This is a genomic window from Streptomyces polygonati, assembly GCF_042650325.1.
Classification (GTDB): domain Bacteria; phylum Actinomycetota; class Actinomycetes; order Streptomycetales; family Streptomycetaceae; genus Actinacidiphila; species Actinacidiphila polygonati.
This window is the reverse complement of sequence record NZ_JBHSBB010000014.1, coordinates 470,378-493,771: the sequence shown is the minus strand read 5'-3', so window position 1 is coordinate 493,771 and position 23,394 is coordinate 470,378. Positions and strand designations below refer to the sequence as shown.

Annotated in this window: 21 protein-coding genes; 10 read left to right on the top strand and 11 right to left on the bottom strand. The window is 72.6% G+C overall.

The annotated features are described in order from the left end of the window. Positions 1 to 58 precede the first annotated feature (58 nt). The 5 genes from ACFO3J_RS22850 to ACFO3J_RS22830 all read left to right on the top strand — a co-directional run bounded on the left by ACFO3J_RS22850 (position 59) and on the right by ACFO3J_RS22830 (position 4,882). Complete coding sequence (locus tag ACFO3J_RS22850; RefSeq protein WP_386432175.1) at positions 59 to 1,585, top strand: aldehyde dehydrogenase; 1,527 nt, start codon at positions 59 to 61, stop codon at positions 1,583 to 1,585. Positions 1,586 to 1,699: 114 nt separating this feature from the next. Then, complete coding sequence (locus ACFO3J_RS22845; RefSeq protein WP_386432172.1) at positions 1,700 to 2,098, top strand: phage holin family protein; 399 nt, start codon at positions 1,700 to 1,702, stop codon at positions 2,096 to 2,098. After that, positions 2,095 to 2,562: a DUF3618 domain-containing protein gene (locus ACFO3J_RS22840; RefSeq protein WP_386432169.1), complete on the top strand. Its 468-nt coding sequence runs from the start codon at positions 2,095 to 2,097 to the stop codon at positions 2,560 to 2,562. Before ACFO3J_RS22845 ends, ACFO3J_RS22840 begins: the two co-directional genes overlap by 4 nt. A gap of 7 nt (positions 2,563 to 2,569) precedes the next feature. Then, entirely contained in the window at positions 2,570 to 2,839 is a 270-nt protein-coding gene (locus ACFO3J_RS22835) for a DUF4235 domain-containing protein (RefSeq protein ID WP_386433047.1), read from the top strand. 363 nt (positions 2,840 to 3,202) lie between these two features. Beyond that, positions 3,203 to 4,882 (top strand): hypothetical protein, encoded by a 1,680-nt coding sequence (locus tag ACFO3J_RS22830; protein ID WP_386432166.1) that lies wholly within the window; start codon positions 3,203 to 3,205, stop codon positions 4,880 to 4,882. A gap of 93 nt (positions 4,883 to 4,975) precedes the next feature. Here the strand turns inward: ACFO3J_RS22830 and ACFO3J_RS22825 are convergent, their stop codons facing one another. Continuing rightward, positions 4,976 to 6,748, bottom strand: coding sequence for a purine-cytosine permease family protein (locus tag ACFO3J_RS22825; protein WP_386432163.1), 1,773 nt, complete (start codon positions 6,746 to 6,748; stop codon positions 4,976 to 4,978). Positions 6,749 to 7,176: 428 nt separating this feature from the next. Continuing rightward, positions 7,177 to 8,232, bottom strand: coding sequence for a substrate-binding domain-containing protein (locus ACFO3J_RS22820; protein ID WP_386433044.1), 1,056 nt, complete (start codon positions 8,230 to 8,232; stop codon positions 7,177 to 7,179). Positions 8,233 to 8,424: 192 nt separating this feature from the next. On the opposite strand from ACFO3J_RS22820, the gene ACFO3J_RS22815 reads away from it, so the two are divergent. Next, positions 8,425 to 8,910, top strand: a complete 486-nt coding sequence (locus tag ACFO3J_RS22815; protein WP_386432160.1) for a MarR family winged helix-turn-helix transcriptional regulator — start codon at positions 8,425 to 8,427, stop codon at positions 8,908 to 8,910. Between the two features lie 28 nt (positions 8,911 to 8,938). Here the strand turns inward: ACFO3J_RS22815 and ACFO3J_RS22810 are convergent, their stop codons facing one another. The 6 genes from ACFO3J_RS22810 to ACFO3J_RS22785 all read right to left on the bottom strand — a co-directional run bounded on the left by ACFO3J_RS22810 (position 8,939) and on the right by ACFO3J_RS22785 (position 14,365). After that, positions 8,939 to 9,391: a type II toxin-antitoxin system PemK/MazF family toxin gene (locus ACFO3J_RS22810; protein WP_386432157.1), complete on the bottom strand. Its 453-nt coding sequence runs from the start codon at positions 9,389 to 9,391 to the stop codon at positions 8,939 to 8,941. A 422-nt stretch (positions 9,392 to 9,813) separates the two neighbouring features. Next, positions 9,814 to 10,797 carry an aldo/keto reductase gene (locus ACFO3J_RS22805; protein WP_386432154.1) on the bottom strand — a complete coding sequence of 328 codons (984 nt, stop codon included), beginning with the start codon at positions 10,795 to 10,797 and terminating at the stop codon, positions 9,814 to 9,816. A gap of 36 nt (positions 10,798 to 10,833) precedes the next feature. Continuing rightward, complete coding sequence (locus ACFO3J_RS22800; protein ID WP_386432151.1) at positions 10,834 to 11,847, bottom strand: acetamidase/formamidase family protein; 1,014 nt, start codon at positions 11,845 to 11,847, stop codon at positions 10,834 to 10,836. A 44-nt stretch (positions 11,848 to 11,891) separates the two neighbouring features. After that, positions 11,892 to 12,455 (bottom strand): hypothetical protein, encoded by a 564-nt coding sequence (locus ACFO3J_RS22795; RefSeq protein WP_386432148.1) that lies wholly within the window; start codon positions 12,453 to 12,455, stop codon positions 11,892 to 11,894. A gap of 188 nt (positions 12,456 to 12,643) precedes the next feature. Further along, on the bottom strand, positions 12,644 to 13,993 hold the full coding sequence (lysA, locus tag ACFO3J_RS22790) for a diaminopimelate decarboxylase (protein WP_386432145.1): 1,350 nt from the start codon (positions 13,991 to 13,993) through the stop codon (positions 12,644 to 12,646). A gap of 15 nt (positions 13,994 to 14,008) precedes the next feature. Then, positions 14,009 to 14,365 carry an SAV_915 family protein gene (locus ACFO3J_RS22785; protein ID WP_386432142.1) on the bottom strand — a complete coding sequence of 119 codons (357 nt, stop codon included), beginning with the start codon at positions 14,363 to 14,365 and terminating at the stop codon, positions 14,009 to 14,011. 394 nt (positions 14,366 to 14,759) lie between these two features. Between ACFO3J_RS22785 and ACFO3J_RS22780 the strand changes: the two genes are divergently transcribed. Both ACFO3J_RS22780 and ACFO3J_RS22775 read left to right on the top strand, forming a co-directional pair. Next, complete coding sequence (locus ACFO3J_RS22780) at positions 14,760 to 17,342, top strand: sensor histidine kinase (RefSeq protein WP_386432139.1); 2,583 nt, start codon at positions 14,760 to 14,762, stop codon at positions 17,340 to 17,342. Continuing rightward, complete coding sequence (locus ACFO3J_RS22775) at positions 17,339 to 18,016, top strand: response regulator (protein WP_386432137.1); 678 nt, start codon at positions 17,339 to 17,341, stop codon at positions 18,014 to 18,016. Before ACFO3J_RS22780 ends, ACFO3J_RS22775 begins: the two co-directional genes overlap by 4 nt. A 298-nt stretch (positions 18,017 to 18,314) precedes the next feature. Here the strand turns inward: ACFO3J_RS22775 and ACFO3J_RS22770 are convergent, their stop codons facing one another. Both ACFO3J_RS22770 and ACFO3J_RS22765 read right to left on the bottom strand, forming a co-directional pair. After that, entirely contained in the window at positions 18,315 to 20,231 is a 1,917-nt protein-coding gene (locus ACFO3J_RS22770; RefSeq protein WP_386433041.1) for an amino acid transporter, read from the bottom strand. Between the two features lie 355 nt (positions 20,232 to 20,586). After that, the gene (locus ACFO3J_RS22765; protein ID WP_386432134.1) at positions 20,587 to 21,363 is read right to left on the bottom strand and encodes a hypothetical protein; all 777 of its coding nucleotides are present in this window, start codon (positions 21,361 to 21,363) and stop codon (positions 20,587 to 20,589) included. 220 nt (positions 21,364 to 21,583) lie between these two features. On the opposite strand from ACFO3J_RS22765, the gene ACFO3J_RS22760 reads away from it, so the two are divergent. Then, on the top strand, positions 21,584 to 22,171 hold the full coding sequence (locus ACFO3J_RS22760; RefSeq protein WP_386432131.1) for a sigma-70 family RNA polymerase sigma factor: 588 nt from the start codon (positions 21,584 to 21,586) through the stop codon (positions 22,169 to 22,171). Further along, entirely contained in the window at positions 22,168 to 22,914 is a 747-nt protein-coding gene (locus ACFO3J_RS22755; RefSeq protein WP_386432128.1) for an anti-sigma factor, read from the top strand. Before ACFO3J_RS22760 ends, ACFO3J_RS22755 begins: the two co-directional genes overlap by 4 nt. 85 nt (positions 22,915 to 22,999) lie before the next feature. Here the strand turns inward: ACFO3J_RS22755 and ACFO3J_RS22750 are convergent, their stop codons facing one another. Continuing rightward, positions 23,000 to 23,365 carry a hypothetical protein gene (locus ACFO3J_RS22750; RefSeq protein WP_386432125.1) on the bottom strand — a complete coding sequence of 122 codons (366 nt, stop codon included), beginning with the start codon at positions 23,363 to 23,365 and terminating at the stop codon, positions 23,000 to 23,002. Between the last annotated feature and the right edge of the window lie 29 nt (positions 23,366 to 23,394).

Here is a 23,394-nt window from a genome sequence, read left to right as displayed (position 1 = left end):
TTATTAGTGGAGGGCTTCGAGGATCCGAAGACCCATGCATCCGAGAGGACGAGGAACCATGACAAAGACAAAGACGAAGAAGACGACGACGAAGACCGATGCGGCGGGCGGCTCACCGCAACGTCGGCCGGCGGCGACCCCGTACGCGTACGACCGGCTGCTGATCGGCGGGCGCTGGCGGGCCCCTGCGGGTGACCGGGTGATCGAGGTGCGCTCCCCGCACGACCACCGCCTGGTCGGCCGTACGCCCGAGGCGACCGCGGCGGATGTGGACCTTGCGGTGGCCGCCGCCCGGCAGGCGTTCGACGACGGACCCTGGCCGCGGATGACACCGGCCGAGCGCCGGACCGTCATCGACCGCTTCAAGACGCTGCACCGCGAGCACGCCGACGAGCTGGCCGATCTGACCACGGCCGAGAACGGCTCGGCGCGCTGGTTCACCCGGATGTACCAGCCAATGCTCACCGACCGGATCGACGACTTTCTCCGGCTGTCCGCCGCCCTGCCCTGGGAGGAGGACCTGGTGGACGCGGCGGCACTGCGCACCATCGTGCGCCGCGAGCCGGTCGGCGTGGTGGCGGCGGTGATCCCGTGGAACGCCCCGCAGCAGTCCGCGCTGGTCAAGCTGATCCCGGCGCTGCTGGCGGGCTGCACGGCGATATTGAAGCCGTCGCCCGAGACCGCGCTCGACGGCATCAGGCTCGGTGAGATCTTCGCCGCGGCCGGGCTGCCGGACGGCGTGCTGAGCGTGCTGCCCGCCGACCGGCAGGTCAGCGAGTATCTGGTGGCACACCCGGGGGTGGACAAGATCGCCTTCACCGGCTCCACCGCGGCCGGCCGCCGGATCGCCTCGGTGGCGACCGGGCAGCTCAAGCGGGTCAGCCTGGAGCTCGGGGGAAAGTCGGCGGCGATCGTGCTGGCGGACGCCGATCTGGAGGCGATGGCCGAGACACTGCGCTTCGCCAGCTTCGGCAACAACGGCGAGGCGTGCATCGCCTTCACCCGCATCCTCGCGCCGCGTGGGCACTACGAGGAGGTCGTCGACGCGGTCAGCGCCCTGGTCCGGTCGCTGAAGGTGGGCGACCCGGCCGACCCGGAGACCTTCGTCGGCCCGATGATCCGCGAGGGCCAGCGCGACCGGGTGGCGTCGTACATCGAACTCGGCATCGAGGAAGGCGCCCGCCTGGTCATAGGCGGCCCCGGCGCCCCGGAGGGCCTGGAGCAGGGCTGGTACGTGCGGCCGACCGTCTTCGCTGACGTCGACAACGCGATGCGCATCGCCCAGGAGGAGATCTTCGGCCCGGTCGTCGCCGTCATCCCCTACGAGGACGAGGAGGACGCGGTGCGGATCGCCAATGACTCGCCGTACGGCCTGAGCGGCGGGGTCTTCACCGCCGACCGGCAGCGCGGCGTGGAGATAGCCCGCCGGGTGCGCACCGGCACCTTCACCGTCAACGGCGCGGGGCGGCACTGGGACGCTCCCTTCGGCGGCTTCAAGGGCAGCGGTTTCGGCCGGGAGTACGGGCCGCACGGCCTGGAGGAGTACGTCGAGCTGAAGTCGATCGCCACCGGCATCAGGGCCTGATCCGGTCCGGTTCCGTTTCCGTTCGCCCGCTGTGGAAAGCCGAGGGGCATGAGCGGGTCCGTCCACGGGCGCCCCGCCTTCGCACGGAAGACGGCAACGACGGAGGTGACGGCCGTGACGTACGTGGACGACGAGACCGACCGTTCAGTGGGCGCGCTCGTGAAGCAGGGCAGCGAGCAGCTTTCCCAGCTGGTACGGCAGGAGATCAAGCTGGCGCAGGCCGAGCTGACCAGCAAGGGCAAGCGGGCCGGCTTCGGCGGCGGGCTGTTCGGGGCGGCGGGGCTGTTCGCCTTCTTCGCCACGGCGGTGCTGATCGTGACGGTGATCGCGGCGATCCCGCTGGCGGTCTGGGCCGCGTCCCTGATCGTGGCCGGCGGGCTGCTGGCGCTCGCCGGGATCCTGGCGCTGATCGGGCGGTACGAGATCAAGCGGGCGGTGCCGCCGGTCCCGGGCGAGGCGGCCGGCAGCGTGCGGCAGGACATGGAGACGCTCAAGGAAAGGGCGAAGCGATGACGCAGGGCGATCACCGGACCCCCGGGTCCGCCGGCCGGCACACCGATCCGGCTCTCGTCGAGCTGGAACGGCAGATCGCCGAGACCCGCGAGCAGCTCGGCGAAACGGTCGAGGAGCTGGCCGCCAAGGCCGATGTCTCCGGCCGCGCCAAGGCCAAGGCCCAGGAAGCGGCCACCCGCGTCCGCGCCACCGCCCATGAGGCCACCGACCGGGTGACCGCCGCCAAGGACAAGGCGGTCGCCAGGGCCGAGGCGGTCAAGGACGAGGCGGCGGGCCGGGCGACGGCGGCCACCGGGGCGGCCAGCGGCGCCGTGCACGGCGCCGGTTCCAAGGCGGGCGCCAAGCTCAACCACATCTCCGACGACCAGTGGCGCGGCACCTACCTCCCGGCGGTCGTCGGCGTCACGGTGGCGGCCGGGGTGGGCACGGTGCTCTGGATGAGGTACCGCGGCGGGCGTGGGTGAGCGACGGATGAAGGCGGTGACGGTTGTCTACAAGCCGGTCGGTCTGCTCGTCGGCATCGCGGGCGGCATGCTGGCCGGCGCGGTCTTCTCCCAGGTCTGGAAGCTCGTCACCCACGACGACGACGCGCCCGACATGCTGGACGAGGACCGCGGCTGGGGCGAGGCGCTCGCCGCCGCGGCGCTGCACGGCGCGATATTCGCGGTGGTGAAGGGGGTCGTCAATCGCGCCGGAGCGAGTGGCGTCCGCCGGCTGACCGGGAGCTGGCCCAAGGGCTGAGGTTCCCTGCGGGGCTCTGACCAGCGGGGGCTCCGGGGGTACGGCGCCCCTGCGGGCCCGGGCCCGCCCCCGCCGTAAGCGGGCTGCGTGCCCGCCCGGTCGGCACGGCGGCACAGGCGGGCACAAACGGCCCGCACCGCGTGGTCGGCGGAGGGCGAACCGCGGCCGCTGCGGGTCCGGCCGCAGGACCGGAACTCCCGGGGGAGCGGGGGCGGTTCGGCCGGAGGCTCGCACTCCGGATCTTGTTGCCGCTTTGGTATCCCCCGGTCGCATACATGCCAGACAGCGAGGTTAGGCTGCTTCCTCCAGCGCGCCGCTGTCTGCGGGCGCTGCTCTGACCTGTGGGGGGTCCATACGATGCGCATGCTGCGCACTCGACGGCGCGCCGTTCTCTGCGCGACCACCGTCATCATGTCCACCGGGCTCGCCGTGGCCATCGCACCGACCGCCTTCGCGGACGGTTCGCCGACGACCACGGTGACCCGCGTCGTCACCGGGGACGACGGAAAGCTCGAAGTCGACCTCTCCGACAACACCCCGCTCACGTCGCTGCAGATCAGCGTCCGCTCGTCCACCGCTGACGACGCCTCGACGCTGCTCACCGTCAACGATTTCAGCAATGACACCACCACCGCGCCCGTACAGCTGCCGGCGGGCACCGCCTATGACAGCTACCCGGTCGACGTCGACTACACCCTGGCCGACGGCACCACCGAGCACTGGTCCGGCGCCGCCCACGGCGCCGACGGCCTGCTGAACTACCGCAAGCACATCTTCGTGTCGGACGTCTCCACCGACCGGGCGACCACCGACTTCGACCACCGCACGGTCTACATCCTCGGCCAGGTCAAGGAGTTCGACCCGGCGACGTCCAGCACCATCTCCGCCGGCGCGGGCGCCGACGTGGTGGTCAACTGGGCCGAACAGCACGACCCGTCGGACTGGGTGAATCGGTCGACCCACGTCACCACCGACGAGAGCGGCGCCTTCCAGCTACCCGTGACACCGGGCGGCATCCTGCAGGACGGCACCGCCGGAATCGGCAGTACCCCGCTGGACACGACCGCGGTGGCGACACCGCACAGCGTGCCCTCGGTGCCGGCCTACACGACCTCGTACCGGATCACGTCCGCCCCGAGCAGCGTGCAGCCGCACAAGGGCACCAAGATCACGGTCAAGGGCAAGGTCGAGCGGCTGGTCAACAACGTCTGGAAGCCGTTCGGCGGCGCGCCGGTCGTCACCACCACGACCGACCCGGACTGGTACACCTACACGGTGCCGCACCAGCTGGCCACCACCACGGCGGCGGCCGACGGCAGCTTCTCGTACGCGATCACCGCGAACGCGACCACCACGCTGCACACCTACCTGAAGCCGTCGTCGTACCTGCCGCCGGTCACTCAGGACCTCGACACGATCAATGTGCCGACGGCGACCTCCATCACGCTGGCGGCCTACTCGATCAACGAGGACGCCGAGGTGACGACCACCGGTCGGCTGACCGGCAACTGCGCCTACCAGTCGCTGTGGCTGCAGTACTCGCCCAACGGCAAGACCTCCTGGCTGAACATCTCACACCTCACCACCAGTTACGCCAACGGCGGCAACTACTGCTCCTTCGCCATGAAGGGCGGCGGCGGCTACGACGGCTACTACCGCGTCATCCACGCCGAGAGCCCGCAGCTGCTCGGCTACGCGCAGCCCGCGCGCCGGCTGAACCGCATCCGCACCCAGATGTCGGGCAGCGTGACGCCGACCCGCCCGGCGTACGCCACCACCAAGCTGACGGCCAGCGGCACGGTCATCCAGCTGACCAGCAAGGGCTGGGTGCACTACAACCACGCCTACGTGGTGCTGGTGTACAAGCCCAAGGGTGACCCGCAGTGGTACTGGGTCAAGAAGGGCTACACCAACGCGGCCGGCCGCTACAGCTTCAGCACTCCGGCCTACGGGGACGGCACCTGGGCCGCCTACCTCGCGACCGACTCGAAGCACTTCTACAGCGAGACGCCGAACTACGTGAGTGTCAACGTCGTTCACTGATCTTCCGCTGACGTCTTCCGCTGACGCACCACTCAGCCGCTCACCGGCCGGGGCCCGCAACGGGCCCCGGCCGTTCGCGTGCCGCGGCGAGGATCAGCCCTCAGCCGTGGGAGCCACCGGACCAGCCGGACCCCCCGCGACTCCCGGGGCTTCCGGTGCGGCCGACGCCACCGTCGGCATCCCGAGGTCGACCCGGCCGGCCGCGGCCCCCGCCGGGGACTTGCACATGTCGTGGCAGCCCTTGTCCAGGCTGCAGCACAGCGAGCAGATCGCGCCGGAGTGGAAGGGACAGCCCGCCATGTCCGGGCGTTCGAACTCCTCCTGGCAGACCACGCAGGCCATCGTCACCGCCGAGAGCAGCCCACTGTCCAGCAGCAGCGGCTCCTCCTGGTCGTCGATCCGGGCGATGTAGTACTTGCCCTTGGTCAGCACCGCGAATAGCGGCGACAGCACCATCGCCACCGCCAGCGCGATGAACGGCGAGAACGCCTTGCCGTAGGCGCCGAAGGCGTGGAAGTACGCGGCGATGGAGATGCCGGAGGCGATCAGCATGGAGCCGAAGCCGACCGGGTTGAAGTTGTACAGATGGGCCCGCTTGAACTCGATGTACGAAGGGCTCAGCTTCAGCGGCTTGTTGATGACGAGGTCGGCGACGACCGCGCCGATCCAGGCGATGGCCACATTGGAGTAGAAGGCCAGCACCGTGTTGAGGAAGCCGAAGACGCCGAACTCCATCAGGGCCAGCGCGATGCCCACGTTGAGGAAGATGTAGACCACGCGGCCCGGGTGGCGGTGGGTGAGCCGGGAGAAGAAGTTGGACCAGGACAGTGAGCCGGAGTAGGCGTTGGTCGTGTTGATCTTGATCTGGGAGAGGATCACGAAGAAGGTGGCCAGGCCCAGCGCGATCGGCGCGGCGAAGGTGTGCAGACCGGAGACGTACTGCTGGATGGGCTCGTTGGCCTTCGACAGCCCGACGCTGCCGGCGATGTAGAAGGCGAGGAAGGCGCCGCCGAGCTGCTTGGCCGCGCCGAGGATCACCCAGCCCGGTCCGGCGCTGAGCACCGCGGCCCACCACTTCTTCGCGTTCGCGGCCGTCTTGTCGGGCATGAAGCGCAGGTAGTCGACCTGCTCACCGATCTGGGCGATCAGCGACAGCGCCACACCCGCGCCGGCGCCGACCCCGAGCAGGCTGAGCGAGGAGCCGGTGGGCGAGTTGCCGGCGAAGTGGGTGAACTGGTTGAACTTCTCCGGCTTCTGGATGGCTATGGAGACGAACGGCGCCACCATCAGCACCAGCCACACCGGCTGCGTCCAGACCTGCATCTTCGACAGCGCGGTCATCCCGAAGAACACCAGCGGCAGGATGATCAGCGAGCAGATCAGATAGCCGACGGCCAGCGGGATATGCAGGCCCAGGTCCAGGGCCTGGGCCATGATCGAGCCTTCGAGCGAGAAGAAGATGAAGGTGAAGCTGGCGTAGATGATCGAGGTGAGCGTCGAGCCGAGATAGCCGAATCCGGCACCCCGGGTGAGCAGATCCATGTCGATCGAGTACTTCGCCGAGTAGTACGAGATCGGAATTCCGGTGAGGAAGATGGTGACCGCTGCGGCCAGAATGGCGACCAGTGCGCTCTGGAATCCGTTGGAGATCACGATGGAGCCGCCGATGGCGAAGTCGGCGAGGTAGGCGATGCCGCCGAGCGCGGTGGTGGCGACGACGTAAGGCGTCCAGCGCCGGAAGGACTTGGGCGCGTAGCGCAGGGAGTAGTCCTCCAGCGTGGTGTTCTGCGTCCAGCCGTTGTAGCGGCGGGTGGTGGCGCCGTCGTCGGCGCCGGGGGGCGCTTTCGTGTCGATGGTCTCCGTCACGGGTGATCCCTCTTCCGCCCACAGGTTTTCGCCCCCGGACGCCCCGGGTGGCGTTGGAAGAGTCCCGCCGATTTGTTTCTCGGCAGTTTCCGGTCCTTTAAATTGCTGGACCTCGGAGGGGATTCGCGCGACGCGCGTAGAATAAATGCCGGGCAGAATTCAGAATTACCCGCCGAAAAACGGGTCCGGCGAAATCACCGGGCCGGCCCGGCCGATCATGCCGTCCGGACGGACCGGATGGGCCGGGCCCTCGGACCGCCCGCGGCCGATCCCCCCGCCCGGCCCGCAGGGAGCAGCGACAGAGGCGGCACCGGCAGGCGGCCGGAAGAATGCTTCCCCTAGAAAGTATTTCCGGGGGAAGGTAATGTCAACGCCCAGGCGCAGCAGGGCCGTAGCCGTACCTCGGGCAGCAACCCCCGGAGGGGAGTTCAGAGTTGGGCGACGACATCGAAGTCGAAGGTGTCCGCCCGCGCGAGGTAGACCCGCTGGTCCAGGTGGTTGCCGCGCAGCCGCAGCACACCGCGCGGCCCCTCGTACGCCACCGGTCCGCGCACCGCCCGCATCGCCGCGACCTTCGTCGAACCGGCCTGCTCGGCCAGCGCCGCAAGCAGCATCAGCCCCTCGAAGCAGGACTCGCCGAGGCTGCCCACCACGGGCGCGGACACCCCGAAGCGCCGGGCGTAACGGCGGTTGAAGTCCAGGGACTCGGCGGTGGCCAGCGTCTCGAAGTAGCCGGAGGCCGCCCACAGTCCTGCGGTGGCCTCGGCGCCGGTGGCCAGCAGCATGTTCTCGTCCATGTGCGTGCTCAGCCGCAGGCAGCGCTCATGCAGCCCGTACGCGGCGAACGCCCGGTTGAAGCGCACCGCGTCCCCGCCGACCAGCAGCATCAGCACCGCGTCGGCGGAGCACTGCTCGATCCGGCGCAGCACCGGGCCGAAGTCGGCGGTGCCCAGCGGCAGGAACGCCTCCCCCAGCATCCGGCCGCCGCACTCGCGGGCGTAGGCGCGGGCGGCGCGGGCGGTGGAGCGCGGCCACACATAGTCGTTGCCGACCGTGCACCAGCGCCGTACGCCGGTGGACTCGGCCAGCAGCCGCATGGCGGGCAGCAGTTGGCGCAGATCCGTCTCGCCGGTCATGAAGACGCCGGGCGTGCGCTCGCCCCCTTCGTACTGGGCCGTGTAGACGTACGGCACCAGGTGCGCGATGCGCGGAGCCAGCGCCTTGCGTACCGCCGAGATGTGCCAGCCGACCACCGCGTCCACCGCGCCGAGCCGCACCAGCGCGCCCACTTCGGCGGCGACCCGCTCGGGATCGCCGCCGCCGTCCACCGTCACCAGCCGCACCTCGCGGCCCAGCACGCCCCCGGCCGCGTTGAGTTCCTCGGCGGCCAGCAGCGCCGACAGTTCGCAGGAGGGGCCGAAGATGCCGCCGGGGCCGTGCAGCGGCACGACCAGGGCCACCGTCAGCGTGTCGTCGGCGCCCAGCCGAACGGCGCCCGCGGGCGCGGTGGACCGGGCGGGTCCTACCGGTCGTCTGTCCGGGTCATCCGATCCCGGGATCAACAGGCCACCTCCGGGAGGGAGTTACGGGCGGGGGATCGTAGACCCGGCCCCGGCTCCCTCGCCAAGACCCCTAATGTGGCCGAACAGTAGACCTGTGGAAGGACACCGGCAAACATGCCCACCGAGCCGTCGCACCAGCGGCCCCCCGAGCCGCCGTACGACCTCGCGCACCTCCTCAGCCACGCCGAGCGCCGACTGGTGCGGCGGCTCGCCGCGGTGCTGGCGGCGGAGGGCTGCGCGGTGGAGCAGTGGCGGGTGCTGTCCGCGGTCGCGGACGGCGCCGGGCACCCCATGACGGAGATCGCCGAGTACGCGCTGCTGCCCGCGCCGAGTCTCACCAAGCTGGTGGACCGCATGGTCGCCGACAACCTCGTCTACCGCCGGCCCGACCCGGGCGACCGCCGCCGGGTGCTGCTGCATCTCGCGGCGCGCGGCCGGATCCTCCACCAGCGCGCCGCCCACCGGGTCGCGGAGGACCAGGCGGCGCTGCGCGCCGCCCTCCCGGCCGACCCGGACGACCTCGCCCGCGCCCTGGCCGGCCTGGCCGACGCCCTCGACTCCCCCGCGGCGCCCGCCGCGAGCCGCCGCCCGGCCCACTGACCGGGCGGACGGCGGCCCCCCGGGGCGTTCAGGACCAGCCGTACAGCTCCTTGATCCGGTTGACCACCAGATTGAAGCGGCCCCGGTCCAGCGCGCAGGCCTCGCGGCGCATGCCCCGCTCGTGCAGCCGCATGACGCGGTCCACGGCCACCCAGGAGTCGCGCCCGGCGCGGTCCCAGGGGCCGGCGCCTATCGCGACCCAGTCGCGCTCGTGGTTGTGCTCCTTGCTGGAAAGCTGGACCGCCAGCAGGGTGCCGCCCGTCTCCCGCGCCACCACCAGGACCGGCCGGTCCTTGCCGCGCCCGTCCCGCTCTTCGAACGGCACCCAGGTCCACACGATCTCGCCCGGGTCGGGGTCGCCGTCGTGCGCCGGGGCGTATTCGGTACGGACCTGGCCCACGGCGTGCGGGTCGGCCTCGGTAGTGGCGTACGGGCCGCTTTCGCCCGGGAATTCGGCATGTTCATCGGTGAAGGTCGTCACCCGCACGACGGTAGGGCCTCCGGCCCGCGGTTCGCACGCCAGGGGTCCGGCCACCGGCCGGTGGATGGCTTGTCGCGCAGTTCCCCGCGCCCCCTGCGGGGGCCGTCCTGCCCGACGAGGCCGCCGCCCGTCCGCCCCACCACCGTGGTCACTCGCGCAGTTCCCCGCGCCCCTGTTGGGCGCCGCCGGCAGCACGGCACCGCTCTGTGGGGCACCCCTGGCTACCGGTCGGCGAGGTCGTGCCCCGAAAGGGGCGCGGGGAACTGCGCGACAAGCCACCCAACCCGCCGCACACCGGCGACGGCCCCAATCGGGCAGGACGTGCCCCGAAAGGGGCGCGGGGAACTGCGCGAGGAGTCACGGCGGCGCGGTACCCGGGGGCGGGCCGGAGGGGTCACCCCCGTAGCCGCCGTCGGCGACCGCTACCAGCGGGTGTGGACCTGGGCGCGGATGCGCCGGTCGTAGAGGTCCCGCACGGCGTCCAGCGTGGCGCCGTCGAGCGCGTCGAGGCCGCCGGCCTCCGCGTTCGACCGGGCCTGGGCCACCGAGCGGGCGCCCGGGATGACCGAGGTGACCCCCGGCTGCTGGATGATCCAGCGCAGCGCCGTCTGCGCCGGTGTGACCCCCCGCGGAGCCAGCGCCGAGAACTCGGCCGCCGCTTCGAGACCCGTCTCGTAGTCGACGCCGGAGAACGTCTCGCCCTGGTCGAACGCCTCACCGTGGCGGTTGTAGGTGCGGTGGTCGTCCGCCGCGAACACCGTCTCACGGGTGTACTTCCCGCTGAGCAGCCCGGAGGCGAGCGGCACCCGGGCGATGATGCCGACGCCGGCCGCCTGTGCGGCGGGCAGCACCTGCTCCAGCGGCTTCAGCCGGAACGGGTTGAGAATGATCTGCACGCTCGCCACCCCCGGCCGGGCTATCGCCGCCAGCGCCTCCGCGCAGGTCTCGACACTCACCGCGTAGTGCGCGATCCGCTTCTCGGCGACCAGCGTGTCCAGCGCGTCGAACACCTCGTCCGACGTGTAGACGGCCGTCGGCGGACAGTGCAGCTGCACCAGGTCCAGGGTGTCCACGCCCAGATTCGCCCGCGAACGGTCGTTCCAGGCACGGAAGTTGTCCAGCACGAAGTTCTCGGTGAGCTGCTCGGCGCGACGGCCCATCTTCGTGGCGACGAAGATCTCCGCGTCCGGCCGCTCCCGCCGGTAGCGCCCGATCAGCTGCTCGCTGCGCCCGTCGCCGTACACATCGGCGGTGTCGAAGAAGGTCACACCCTCCTCGACCGCCGCGTCCAGCACCGCGAGCGCGTCCTCTTCGCGTACATCGCCCCAGTCGGCGCCCAGCTGCCACGTACCCAGCCCGACGACGGATACGGTACGTCCCGTCCTGCCCAGAATTCGCTGCTCCATGACGCCGATGCTACGTCCCCCGGTCGGGGGACCCGGCTACCCGGTCAGGACGGCCGCCGTCTCCCGCAGCCGCTGGTGCAGGTCCCGGTGCGCGGTGCCCGGCGGCAGCCACTCCTTGCGGATCTTGGACAGCGCCGTGTAGTTGGTGTCGCAGACGTTCGCCAGCGGGGATTCCCCGGCCTGGGTGAGGAACTGGTAGGCGTCCAGCTCCGCGAAGCCGTAGTCCCGCTCCAGCCAGCGGACCATGTCGAGCTGCGCGATCCGGAAGGCGTCCTCCAGCGGGCGGGCGGAGCCGGTGGACATGATGTACGTGTCGGACTCCAGCCGGGGCCAGGGGGTGGCGACGCCCTTGAGCAGCTCGACGATCACCACCGTGTTCATCGCGCACTCCACCGCGACCCCGCAGGTCTCGCCCTCGCCCTGCCGGGCGTGGCCGTCGCCGAGGCTGAGCAGCGCGCCCTCGACGTTCACGCCGAGGTAGCAGGTGGTGCCGGCCCGCATCTCGGGGGTGTCCATGTTGCCGCCGTGCGCGTCCGGCACGAGCGCGGAGCGCACTTCCAGATTGGCGGGGGCCACCCCGACCGTGCCGTGCATCGGGTCCATCGGCAGCTCGATCCGCAGCTCGCCCTCCCGGGTGGTGAACGCGCAGGTCCGCCGCTCGCGGTCCAGGTCCCACATCCACACCACCTCCGGCAGCGGCGGCTGGAGCGAGGCGGTGGCGTGCGTCGAGGTCAGCGCCCCGAACAGCGGGACGGTGGTGGAGGCCGCCCACTCCCGCGCGGGCTCCACCGACACGAAGTGCACGGCGACGGTGTCGCCGACCTCCGCGCCCTCCACGTAGAACGGCCCGGTCTGCGGGTTCAGGAAGGGGAATTCGCACACCTCGGACACCAGGTCGCGGGCCGAGCGCACCCGCCCCGCGAAGCAGTCCTCGGTGAAGAGGTCGAGTACGGTCCCGGGCGCTATCCGCGCGACGGGCGCGGCGCCGCCGAAGGTCCAGGCGTACGAGCCCGGCTCGGGGCGGACGGTGAGGATTCTGGGGTCGGCCATGCCCCGGGAGCCTAGCCCGGGGACGCGTTCACGGCACCGGGGCCTCAGGACCCCAGTCCCGTGCTCTCCAGGAGCCGGCGGGCCTCGGCGGTGTCGATCTCCGCGGCGAGGACGTCCAGCACGGCGGTGTCCCGCAGCAGCCCGGCCCGGTGGGAGCGGCGGGCGCCGCGGTCGAGTTCGTGCCAGAGGAAGGGGTTGCCGGACAGCACGCGCGGCGGGATGTCGGCGCGGGCGCCGAAGACGTCCCGCAGGTGCAGGCGGCGGTCGATGCCGCCGTCCAAGCGGGCGTCCACCAGCATGTCGGTACGCACCCGGTGCTTGCGCAGCGGTCCGCGCACGGCCAGCCAGCCGGTCCCGGCGGTGACCCGGGACGGCAGCAGCACCCCGAATACCAGGGCCGACAGGCCCGTCCAGAGCGCGGCGCGCGGCAGCGTCAGAGTGCCCGCGACCGCGTCGAGGACCGTGGCAAGGCCGAGGGCGGCCCCCGACGAGGCGAGCGCGGTCCGCAGGTGGCCCGTCCAGTGCCGGTCGTACAGGTGGCCCCGCCCCTGGCCGTTCCGCGCGGGGGAACGGCTGGGGGTAGTGGCGGAAGGAAATCCGCGTCCCATGCGATCAAGGCTAGGCAGGCCGCCGGCCCGGCGGAGGTCCTTGACGCCCCTCTGACGCGGACCCCCGCCCTCTTGACACGACCCTGACGCGACCGGCCGACCGGCCGACCGGCCGACCCGCCGACCCGCCCGGCCCGCCCGGCAGCCCGCTGCTCAGCGGGCCGCCGGGGCACCGGGTCGTCCCCCGCTCACTCGCCGACGTCCCGCGCGCTCATGTCGGAGAGCGACTCGCGGCGCACCAGCAGGCGGGCCGTGCCGTCGCTGACGGCGATCACGGGCGGGCGGCCGACCATGTTGTAGGTGGAGGCCATGGACAGGTGGTAGGCGCCCGCCACCGGGACGGCCAGCAGGTCACCCGGGTGGATGTCGTCGGGCAGGGGTACGTCGGCGGCCAGGATGTCGCCCGCCTCGCAGTAGCGGCCGACGACGTCCATGGCCGTAGTGGCGGCGGTCCGGGCCCGGCCGACCAGCCGGGGGGCGTAGCGGACGCCGTAGAGGGCCGGGCGGGGGTTGTCGCTCATACCGCCGTCGACGGCGACGAGGGTACGGCCGCCGGTGTGCTTGACGGCGAGGACCCGGTAGAGGGCGACGCCCGCCGGGCCGATGACCGCCCGGCCGGGTTCGAGGGTGAGCCGCGGCACCGGCAGGGCGGCGCGGGCACAGCCGTCGGCGAGTTCGGCCCGGACCCGGGTGGCCAGCGCGGTGATGTCCAGGGCGCTCTCGCCGGGCCGGTAGGCCACCGCGTGGCCGCCGCCGAGGTCCAGTTCGGGCAGCACGATGCCGTACTGGTCGCGGATGCGGGCCATCAGCCCGATCAGCCGGCGCAGCGCGGCGAGATACGGCTTGACCGTGGTGACCTGCGAGCCGATGTGGCAGTGCAGGCCGGTCAGGCGCAGGCCCGGCTGGCCGAGCACGCGGTCCACGGCGTGCTGGGCGGAGCCGTCGGTGAGGGACAGGCCGAACTTCTGGTCGTCGGTCCCGGTGCGGATCGAGGGGTGGCCGCCGGCCACCACGCCGGGCACCACCCGCAGCATCACGCGCTGCGGCTCGTCACCCGGCGGGACCAGCGTGGCCAGCCGGGCGATCTCGGTGGCACTGTCGATGACGATCCGCCCGACCCCCAGCCGGACCGCGGTGCGCAGGTCCTCCGGGCTCTTGGCGTTGCCGTGCAGCAGGATGCGGTCCGGCGGGAAGCCGCTGGTGACCGCGAGCTCCAGCTCACCCGCCGAACACACGTCCAGGCCGAGGCCCTCCTCGCGTATCCAGCGGGCCACCGCCCGGGACAGATACGCCTTGGCCGCGTACACCACGTCGGCGTCGGGGAAGGCCGCCCGGTACATCCGGCAGCGGGAGCGCACCTCGTCCTCGTCGAGGACGTAGAGCGGGGTGCCGAAGCGGTCGGCGGCCTCGGCCAGCGGCACCCCGCCGACGGAGAGGTCCCCGCCGGGCGCGGCATCGGTGGAGGCGGGCCACACCGACAGGTCGTCCTCCGGCGGGAGGACGGAGCTGGCCGGCGGTGCGGAAGTGACTATGGACATGACGCCTTCTGGTTCCTAGGCGATGAGCTGGTGGCGGGGCGCCCGGGTGCCGGGCGCGGGCGCCGGGGCCGCGGTGGCGCGGGCGGCCGGCGCGGACAGCCGCGGGTCGATCCGCAGCGTCGTGATGCCCAGCGGCGCGGCCAGCGCCCGCAGCGCGGGCTCGGACAGCCTGATCCACTCCTGGGCCGGGCCGAGCGTACGGACCAGCCGCTGCTCGGTGGTGAAGGCGACCGCGGTACGGCCGCCGAGGGCGGTGCGGAAGAAGCGGGCCGCGGAGCCCAGGGGTCCCGACCGGACGGGGACGTAGAGGCAGTGTCCGGCCGGGACTGGTTGAAGGGGCTCGGGGTCCTCCGCGAGCTGGCTCGGCGACATGTGCGTTCTCCTCACGACGTGGCCCCGGTCGTCGCCGGGGCCTGCGGCTCTTCGGGAAAACGCTAAGCCCGGCACCCGCCCCTTCCGGGTGGTCGCTGACGCGGGCTTGACGCCGTGGCTTGATCCCTGACGGGGGCTTGACGCGCGAGCCCCGCGCCCCCGCCCGGCCCGCCGCGTCACCCCCGGGGCGCCGAGGACCGCCCGCGCCGTCAACAGCGCGTCAACGTGGCGGCGACCGGTGCAAGGAAAGCGTTAACGTGCTGGTCAGGACGGCCCCCGGCCGGTTTGCCTGGAGGGGCTCACCGGCCCCGCCGGTCCGCATCACCCGCCGTACGGACGGCCGCGCTGCCGGCCGTACGGCGGCGCACGCCGCTCGACGCTCGGAGACGCGCCCATGTCCGAACCCCGGCCCGGCCGGCTGAAGGTGTTCCTCGGCGCCGCTCCCGGCGTCGGCAAGACGTACCGGATGCTGGACGAGGGCCGCCGCCGGGCCGAGCGCGGCACCGACGTGGTGGTGGCGTTCGTGGAGTGCCACAACCGGCCGCACACCCTGGAGAAGCTGAACGGTCTGGAAGTCGTGCCCCGCCGGGAGCACGAGTACCGCGGCGCCCTGCTGTCCGAGATGGACCTGGACGCGGTGCTGGCCCGCGACCCCGATGTGGCGCTGGTGGACGAGCTGCCGCACACCAATCCGCCCGGCAGCCGCAACGCCAAGCGCTGGCAGGACGTGGAGACGCTGCTGGCGGCCGGTATCGACGTGGTCACCACGGTGAACATCCAGCACCTGGAGTCGGTCAACGACGTGGTCGAGAAGATCACCGAGGTGCCGCAGCGCGAGACCGTGCCCGACGAGGCGGTGCGCCGCGCCTACCAGATCGAGCTGGTGGACATGCCCGCCGAGGCGCTGCGCCGCCGGCTCGCGCACGGCAACGTCTACGCCCCCGAGAAGGTCGACGCGGCGCTGGCCAACTACTTCCGGATCGGGAATCTCACCGCGCTGCGCGAGCTGGCGCTGCTGTGGGTGGCCGGCCGGGTGGACGAGGCGCTCCAGAACTACCGCAGCGAGCACGGCATAGGGGGCGTCTGGGAGACCAGGGAGCGCGTCGTGGTGGCGCTGACCGGCGGTCCCGAGGGGCAGACGCTGATCCGCCGGGCGGCCAGGATCGCCGACCGCTCGGCCGGCGGCGACCTGATGGCCGTGCACGTGGCCCGCAGCGACGGCCTGGCCACCGGTTCCTCCCCGGTCGCGCTGGCCCGGCAGCGGCAGCTGGTGGAGAGCCTGGGCGGCAGCTACCACTCGGTGGTCGGCGACAATGTGCCCGGCGCGCTGCTGGACTTCGCCCGCGGCGCCGGAGCGACGCAGCTGGTGCTCGGCTCCAGCAGGCGCGGCCGGCTGGAGAAGCTGCTGACCGGGCGCGGCATCGGTGAGACCACGGTGACCAGCTCGGACGAGATCGATGTGCACATCGTCACCCACGAGCGGGCCGGGCGCGGCCGGCTGCTGCCGTCCCGCCGCCGCACCCTGAGCACCTGGCGGCTGATCGCCGGGCCGGTGGCCGGCCTCGTCCTGCCCTTCGCGCTGGCCGCGGTCCTCGCCACCAGCCGGGGCAGTCTCAACCTGACCAGCGAGGCGCTGCTGTTCCTGCTGATGGTGGTGGGGGTGGCCTGCGCCGGCGGGGTGGTGTCCGCGGTCGTCGCTTCGGTGACCGCCTCACTGGTGCTGAACTACTGGTTCATCCCGCCGATCGGGAAGTTCACCATCGCCGAGCCCAACAACATCCTGGCGCTGGCGGTGTTCGCGGTCGTCGCCGGTACGGTCGCGGCGATCGTGGACCGCTCGCTGCGGCTGTCGCGCCGGGCGGCCCGCGCCACCGCGGAGGCCGAGACGCTGTCGTCGCTGGCCGGCAGCATCGTGCGCGGCGGCCCCGGCGGCCCCGCCGTCGACGTGCTGCCCACACTGCTGGAGCGGGCCCGGGAGACCTTCGGGATGGACAGCGCGGAGCTGGCCTCGGCGCCGGTCGAGGACGACTCGGCGGTGCAGGTGCCGGCCGGCGCCGGGTCGGTGCTGGTGCTGCGCGGGCGGTCGCTGCCCGCTTCCGACCAGCGGGTGCTGGCCGCCTTCGCCGCGCATGTGTCGGTCGCGGTGGAGCGGGCCCGGCTGGCCGAGGCGGCGGCCGAGATAGAGCCGGTGAAGGCCGCCGACCGGATGCGTACCGCGCTGCTGGCCGCCGTGAGCCACGACCTGCGCACCCCGCTGGCGGCCGGCTGGGCCGCGGTCAGCTCGCTGCGCAGCCAGGACGTGCACTTCTCCGACGAGGACCGCGACGAACTGCTCGCCACCGCCGAGGAGTCGCTCAGCCGGCTCAACCGGCTGGTGGACAACCTGCTCGACATGAGCCGCCTCCAGGCCGGCGCGCTGTCGCTGGACCTGCGGGCCACCGCCCTGGAGGAGGTGCTGCCGGCGGCCCTGGAGTCGCTCGACGCCACCTCCGACGTGGACGCGCAGGGCCTGGAGCAGGCGCCGGCCGTCCGGGCCGACCCGCCGCTGCTGGAGCGGGTGATCGCCAATCTGATCAGCAACGCGGTCCGGCACGCGCCGCCGGGCAAGCCCGTGGTGCTCACCGCGAGCGCGCTCGGCGACCGGGTGGAGCTGCGGGTCGTCGACCGCGGCCCTGGCCTGTCGGAGCACGACCTGGAGCACGCCTTCGAGCCCTTCCAGCGGATGGGCGACACCGACAACACCACCGGGCTCGGCCTCGGCCTGGCACTGGCCCGCGGCCTCACCGAGGCGATGGGCGGCACCCTGACCCCCGAGGACACCCCGGGAGGCGGGCTGACCATGGTGCTCTCGCTGCCCGCGGCGGCCGACCCCGGTCCGGACCCGTATGAGCCGCCGGCCGTGCGCGCGCCGGAGCCCGCCCCGCAGCCCGCCCTGGAGCCGGAGCTGGAACCCGTGTACGACGAGGACCCGCGATGAGGCGCGTGCTGGTGGTGGACGACGACGCGCCGATGCTGCGGGTGCTCGGCACCGCGCTGCGGGCCTACGACTTCGCGGTGGTGACCGCCTCCGACGCGGGCACCGCGCTGGACCTGGCGGCCCGCCGCTCGCCGGAGGCGGTGCTGCTCGACCTCGGCCTGCCGGACCTGGACGGCCTGGACATGCTGCGGTCGCTGCGGGCCTGGAGCAGCGTCCCGGTGCTGGTGGTCTCCGGCCGCACCGGAATCGGCGCCCGGGTGGCGGCGCTGGACGCCGGCGCCGACGACTATCTGACCAAGCCCTTCGCTCTGCCCGAGGTCGCCGCGCGGCTGCGGGCGGTGCTGCGCCGCCCGGCCCGGCTGCGCGAGGAGGAGCAGGTGGAGCTGGGCCCGTACACCGTCGACCTGGGCGCCTACACGGTCACCGGCCCGGAGGGCGGCCTGGTGCACCTCACCCCCACCGAGTGGCGGCTGCTGGCGATCCTGCTGCGCAGCCCCGACCGCCTGGTGACCGGCCGCGAGCTGCTCACCGAGGTCTGGGGTCCGCAGCACGTCAAGCGCACCAACTACCTGCGCATCCACATGGCCGCGCTGCGCCACAAACTGGAGCCGGTCCCCGCCGCGCCCCGCCATCTGATCACCGAACCGGGACTCGGCTACCGCTTCCAGCCGTGAGCGGTCGGCCGGGCGGCGGACGGAGCGGACGGGAGCACGTCAGCGGTACGTCAAGAGGGCGGCCGCCGTCATATGGGCGGCGTCAACAGCGGCGCCGGGCCGGCTCTCCGGGGTGAGGCTGGTGGTGTCCGGAGCCACGGTGGCCGGTACGGCGGCAGGTGAGGGAGCGGGCGATCCGTCGCAGCCGCGGGACCACCGTGGAGGGGCCCGTCAGGGGTCCCGCCGGGGCACCGCGACCTTCCCAGCGGCGGCCCCGGCCCGGACAGGCCCCACCGGCCCACCGGCCCTTCGCGCCGGATCAGCCGACGTGCACCCGCGGCCGCTTGGCGCGGTCCGGTTCCGCCTCCCGCAGCACTTCCCGGGTGACCGGGGCCACCTCGCCCTGGCCGAAGAGGAAGAAGCGCAGGAAGTTGGCGAACGGGCTGCCCTCGGTCCACTCGAAGTAGATGTGCGGCTTGGAGCCGGTGGTGTCCCGGACGTGCAGCAGCAGCGCCGCCAGCGCGTTGGGCACGGACGCGCTCACCAGCGAGAGCACCCGGTAGCGGTCGTGCAGCACCTGCCCGCGCACGATCACCGCGGACTCGAACTCGGACGCGTCCAGCACCGTCACCTCGACGAAGACCAGGTCGTCCTCGGGCGGGATGTCGTTGTCGTGCCGGATCTGGAGCAGCTTGTCGCGGTATTCGGCGGCGTCCCGCTCCCCGGGCTCGTTGGCGATGAAGCGGACCCGGCGGCTGGCGATGTCCCGGACGAAGCGGGCCGCCATGTCGTCCAGCTCCACGCTCGTCACCCGCAGCTCGAAGGCCCGGGCCAGCCGCGACAGCAGCGACACCAGCACGATGCCGGCGATGAAGCAGGCGCCGATCTTCACACCGTCCGGGCGCTCCAGGACGTTGACCACCGTGGTGTACGCGAAGACCACGGCTATGAACCCGAAGGCGATCGTCCAGTTGCGCTGCCGGGCCTTGCGGGCGGAGATGGTGACCGCGATGGCCGCCGAGCTCATCAGCACCAGCACGCCGGTGGCGTACGCGCCGCCCTGCTTGTCCACGCTGGCGTCGAAGATCCAGGTCACCAGGAACGCGATCAGGGTGAAGACCAGCACCATCGGCCGTACCGCCCGCGCCCAGTGGGGCGCCATCCCGTACCGCGGCAGATAGCGCGGCATCAGGTTGAGCAGGCCGGCCATCGCCGAGGCGCCGGCGAACCAGAGGATGGCGATGGTGGAGAAGTCGTAGACCGTGCCGAATCCCGAGCCGAGCTCCTGGTGGGCCAGGAAGGCCAGTGCGCGCCCGTTGGCCTGGCCGCCGACCTGGAACTCCGCCTTCGGGATCAGCACGGTGGTGATGAAGCTGGTCGCGATCAGGAAGACGCTCATGATCAGCGCGGCCGTGGTCAGCAGCTTCTTGGTGTCGCGGACACGGCCGGTCGGGCGGCCCTCGGTGTCGGTGGGGTCGCCCTTGACGTGCGGCATGACGGCGACGCCGGTCTCGAAGCCGGACAGGCCGAGCGCCAGCTTCGGGAAGATCAGCAGGGACACACCGATCATCACGAAGACATTGCCGCGCTCCACGAACAGGCCGTGCTTCCAGTCGGTCACCAGCTGCGGGGCGGTGATCACATGCCACAGTCCGTCGCCGACCACCACCACGTTCAGCGCCAGATAGAGGCCGACCAGCACCACCGCGACGCCGACCGCCTCCAGGAAGCCCTTCAGGAACACCGCGCCGAGCAGCGCCACCAGCAGCAGGGTGATGAGCAGCTGATGGCTGGCCAGGGCGCCGGTGAAGTGCGGGTTCTCCACCAGGTGGGTGGAGGCGTCGGCGGCCGACAAGGTGATGGTGATCAGGAAGTCGGTCGCCGCGAAGCCCAGCAGCGCCAGCACGAACAGCTTGCCCTTCCAGAAGGACAGCAGCTTCTCCAGCATCGCGACCGAGCCCGCGCCGTGCGGGCTGTCCTCCGCGACCCGCCGGTAGACGGGCAGCGCGCCCGCCAGCGTCACGATCACCAGCACCACGGTGGCGATCGGGGAGAGGAAGCCGGCCGCCAGCGCGGCGATGCCCGGCTGGTAGCCGAGGGTGGAGAAGTAGTCCACGCCGGTGAGGCACATCACCCGCCACCAGGGCTGGCCCTGCTCCCCGAGGGGCTCCTCCTCCGCCGGTCCGCCGGGTTCACCCGGCACCGGTTCGGTCTGCCCCGGCTGGTTCTTGGCCATGTCGGACAGGCCCTCCAGCAGCCAGGCCCGAAGGCCGCCGGTCGGGGCGGTGGTGGACAAGTTCGGGCTCCTGTCGTACGGCTGCCGGGGGCGGCATCCGGGGGGATGAGCCGGAAATCCGGCCGTCGTCAAGATGGCGGGGCTGAGCGTATGCAAAGCGTATGCACGCTGATCAGGGCTTCCGCCGAATCCCTAGCGCTTTCTTAACGTGTGACCTCCGACTCCTCCGGGGTGACATGCGGCGTTCACCCGGTCGGCGCCGCCCGGACGCCCGGGGCATGCCGCGGGGGCACGCGCCGGTGCGCGTGCCCCCGGGGTCGGTCCGGTCGGGCGGTGGGTGTCGGGCGTCCGGGCGCTACGCCTTCGACTCGGCGCCGGTCTTGGCGTCGGTGTCCGGCTCGGTCCCCGTCGTGGCGTCGGTCTTGGCGTCGGCCGCGTCGTCGGCCACGTCGTCGGTCCTGGCGTCGGCGGGGGTCTCGGCTTCGCTCTCGGCCTCTTCGGCCGCCACGGAATCCGCCGTCTCCGGCTCCGCTTCCTCCTTCGCGCCGTCGTCCTCGAAACGGGCGTCGAGCACCGCTTCGAGTTCGGTCGTCCACTGCTTCAGGACGCTCCGGGACGGGGCGTCCACGTCGGCCTGGAACCAGCGGCGGGTGGAGGTGTAGACGGTGACGGAGAAACGGCGGCCGAAGCGGGGCGTGTCGATCTCGACCGCGCCGATCTCGTCCCAGCCGAACTCGGCCTCCTGGTCGTCGAGGCGGAAGACGACGCCGGACCGGTCGGCGATGATCGCGCCGCGCCGGTCGGTGGCCTCGAAGGTGGGAAGGCCGTCCTCCTGCTCGATGTCGTCGGACTCGTCCTCGGCGTCGGGCTCGTCCACGGACAGCCGGGCACCGTCCGCGGCGTCCGCGCTGTCGGCCGTACCGGGCGGGACGGCTCCGGCCGATGTCCCCCTCGGGGCGGACTTCCCCTTGGTGAGGGTGGTTTCGGGGACCTCGGGCGGAATGTCCGCCGTCGGTTCCGTCCGCGCGTCGAGCCCCTCGGCCGGGGGCGGGGGCGTGAGGCCGGGGATAAACGCAGGATCGATCCCTGCGGGTGGCACCGGCGGGCTGGTCGAACCTATGCGCTGCTCCACGCGGGGCAGTATGGCCGATAAACCTGTGCCGTCAAGTGGCGGCCCCCCATCTCGGCGCCCGGGCACGGGCATTCGGGGTTCCCGACGGCCGCCCGCGAGGGCTCGGCGCGGCCCGGACGCCGGGCCATGCGGGACAATCGGAAATTGCTGCCCCCGCCCACCCATCCGGATGCCGCGCGGCACCGAATCACCCTTGCCGCGTTACTGCCCGGAGGTGTCGATGCGTGTCACAGCACAGGACGGCCCGGCGCCGGTGCCCCGCCTGGGGGCACTGGAGTCGTTGCTGGAAAGCGTGTCCAGGGGTGACCAGAGCGCGTTCGAGACCCTCTACACGGCGGTGGCCGGGTCGGTGCTCGGGCTGATCAGGCGGGTGGTGCGGGACCCGGCGCAGTCGGAGGAGGTCGCGCAGGAGGTGCTGATCGAGGTGTGGCGCTGCGCGGCGCGCTTCGACGCGGGTCAGGGCAGCGCCATGGCGTGGATCATGACGCTGGCGCACCGCCGGGCGGTCGACCGGGTGCGGTCGGCGCAGGCGTCCACCGACCGGGAGCAGAAGGCCGCCCAGCGCGACCACCGCCCGGCCTTCGACGAGGTGACCGAGCAGGTCGAGCGGCGGCTGGAGCGCGAACAGGTCCGCCGCTGCCTGGGCCAGCTCACCGAGTTGCAGCACGAGTCGGTGACCCTCGCCTACTACCGCGGCTACACCTACCAGGAGACGGCCGAAGTGCTCGGCGTGGCCCTGGGTACGGTCAAGACCCGGCTGCGGGACGGACTGATCCGGCTGCGGGACTGCCTGGGGGTGACGTCGTGACCATCGCCGACCTGCACACGCTGACCGGTGCCTACGCGGTCGGCGCGCTGCCCGACCGGGAGGCGGCGGAGTTCGGCCGCCACCTGGCCCGGTGCGAGGCCTGCGCGCAGGAGGTGCGCGAGCTGCGGGAGACCGCGGCCCGGCTGGCGCTGGCGGTGGCGGAGGTGCCGCCGGCCGGGCTGCGCGCCCGGGTGATGGCGGCGCTGCCCGAGGTACGGCAGCTGCCGCCGGAGCCGCTGCGGCGTGCCGTGCCGCTGCGGGACCGCCGGTGGGGGCGCCGGCTGCCGTATCTGGCCGCCGCCGCCTGCCTGGTGGCCGCGGCGGTGGCGGCCGGTCTGGCTGTGGACGCCCGGCAGGACGCCGACGCCCAGCGGGGCCGTACGGTCGTCGCCGAGCAGCGGGCGCGGGCGGTGGGCGCGCTGGCCGCCGCGCCGGACGCCGCCTTCCACACCCGGCCGCTGAGCGGCGGCGGCACCGCCACGGTGGTGTCCTCCGCGCGCCTCGACCGGGCCGCCGTGCTCTTCCGCGGCCTGCCGGAGCTGACCGGCTCCCGGGTCTACGAGCTCTGGTACAGCCGCGACGCCACGATGGTGCCGGCCGGCTTCCTCGATCCCGCCGATCCCTCGGGCTCGGCGCTGCTGCGCGGCGGCCCGGACGGCGCCGACGGGGTCGGCCTCACAGTGGAGCCGCACGGCGGCTCCAGGACCCCGACCGGCACACCGCTGGCCGTCGTGCCCCTCTGACCGTCTCTGACCGTCACCGCCCGGCCCCGAACCGGGCGGGCTGTACCGGTACCGGCCGGGGTATACCGGCCGGGCCCCGCTCGGCTCAGAAGTCCGCGATCTCCTCGGCGTACACCGTGGCGAGCGGCTGCGGGCCCACGTACTGCTGGCAGTTGCAGGTGCCGGGCTCGAAGCGGACCGGCTTGCGGTCGGCGTCCCAGGCGGTCGGGACCTCGACCACCTCATGGCACTTGCCCTGCTTGTCGTGCTTGGCGAGGTGGTGGGTGCAGCCGCAGACCGGTTCCGGCGGCCGGCCCGCCGCTTCGAGCGCGAGACGGTCACGCTGCTTGACGGCGAGTCGCTCCATCACACGCTCGTGCCGGGTGCGCATCGCGCTGCGCGCGCTGTCCGCGATCGTGGTGAAACCGCCGACCGCGAAGAGCCCGATCAGCCACCACATCCATCCTTGCATCCCGGCATCTCCCCCGATTTCAGACCGGT

Bases quoted from the DNA above. Each gene is read 5' to 3' on its own strand.
- ACFO3J_RS22850 (WP_386432175.1), top strand. From the start codon at position 59: ATGACAAAGACAAAGACGAAGAAGACGACGACGAAGACCGATGCGGCG.
- ACFO3J_RS22840 (WP_386432169.1), top strand. From the start codon at position 2,095: ATGACGCAGGGCGATCACCGGACCCCCGGGTCCGCCGGCCGGCACACC.
- ACFO3J_RS22835 (WP_386433047.1), top strand. From the start codon at position 2,570: ATGAAGGCGGTGACGGTTGTCTACAAGCCGGTCGGTCTGCTCGTCGGC.
- ACFO3J_RS22830 (WP_386432166.1), top strand. From the start codon at position 3,203: ATGCTGCGCACTCGACGGCGCGCCGTTCTCTGCGCGACCACCGTCATC.
- ACFO3J_RS22815 (WP_386432160.1), top strand. From the start codon at position 8,425: ATGCCCACCGAGCCGTCGCACCAGCGGCCCCCCGAGCCGCCGTACGAC.
- ACFO3J_RS22805 (WP_386432154.1), bottom strand. From the start codon at position 10,797: ATGGAGCAGCGAATTCTGGGCAGGACGGGACGTACCGTATCCGTCGTC.
- ACFO3J_RS22800 (WP_386432151.1), bottom strand. From the start codon at position 11,847: ATGGCCGACCCCAGAATCCTCACCGTCCGCCCCGAGCCGGGCTCGTAC.
- ACFO3J_RS22795 (WP_386432148.1), bottom strand. From the start codon at position 12,455: ATGGGACGCGGATTTCCTTCCGCCACTACCCCCAGCCGTTCCCCCGCG.
- lysA (WP_386432145.1), bottom strand. From the start codon at position 13,993: ATGTCCATAGTCACTTCCGCACCGCCGGCCAGCTCCGTCCTCCCGCCG.
- ACFO3J_RS22785 (WP_386432142.1), bottom strand. From the start codon at position 14,365: ATGTCGCCGAGCCAGCTCGCGGAGGACCCCGAGCCCCTTCAACCAGTC.
- ACFO3J_RS22780 (WP_386432139.1), top strand. From the start codon at position 14,760: ATGTCCGAACCCCGGCCCGGCCGGCTGAAGGTGTTCCTCGGCGCCGCT.
- ACFO3J_RS22775 (WP_386432137.1), top strand. From the start codon at position 17,339: ATGAGGCGCGTGCTGGTGGTGGACGACGACGCGCCGATGCTGCGGGTG.
- ACFO3J_RS22770 (WP_386433041.1), bottom strand. From the start codon at position 20,231: ATGGCCAAGAACCAGCCGGGGCAGACCGAACCGGTGCCGGGTGAACCC.
- ACFO3J_RS22760 (WP_386432131.1), top strand. From the start codon at position 21,584: ATGCGTGTCACAGCACAGGACGGCCCGGCGCCGGTGCCCCGCCTGGGG.
- ACFO3J_RS22750 (WP_386432125.1), bottom strand. From the start codon at position 23,365: ATGCAAGGATGGATGTGGTGGCTGATCGGGCTCTTCGCGGTCGGCGGT.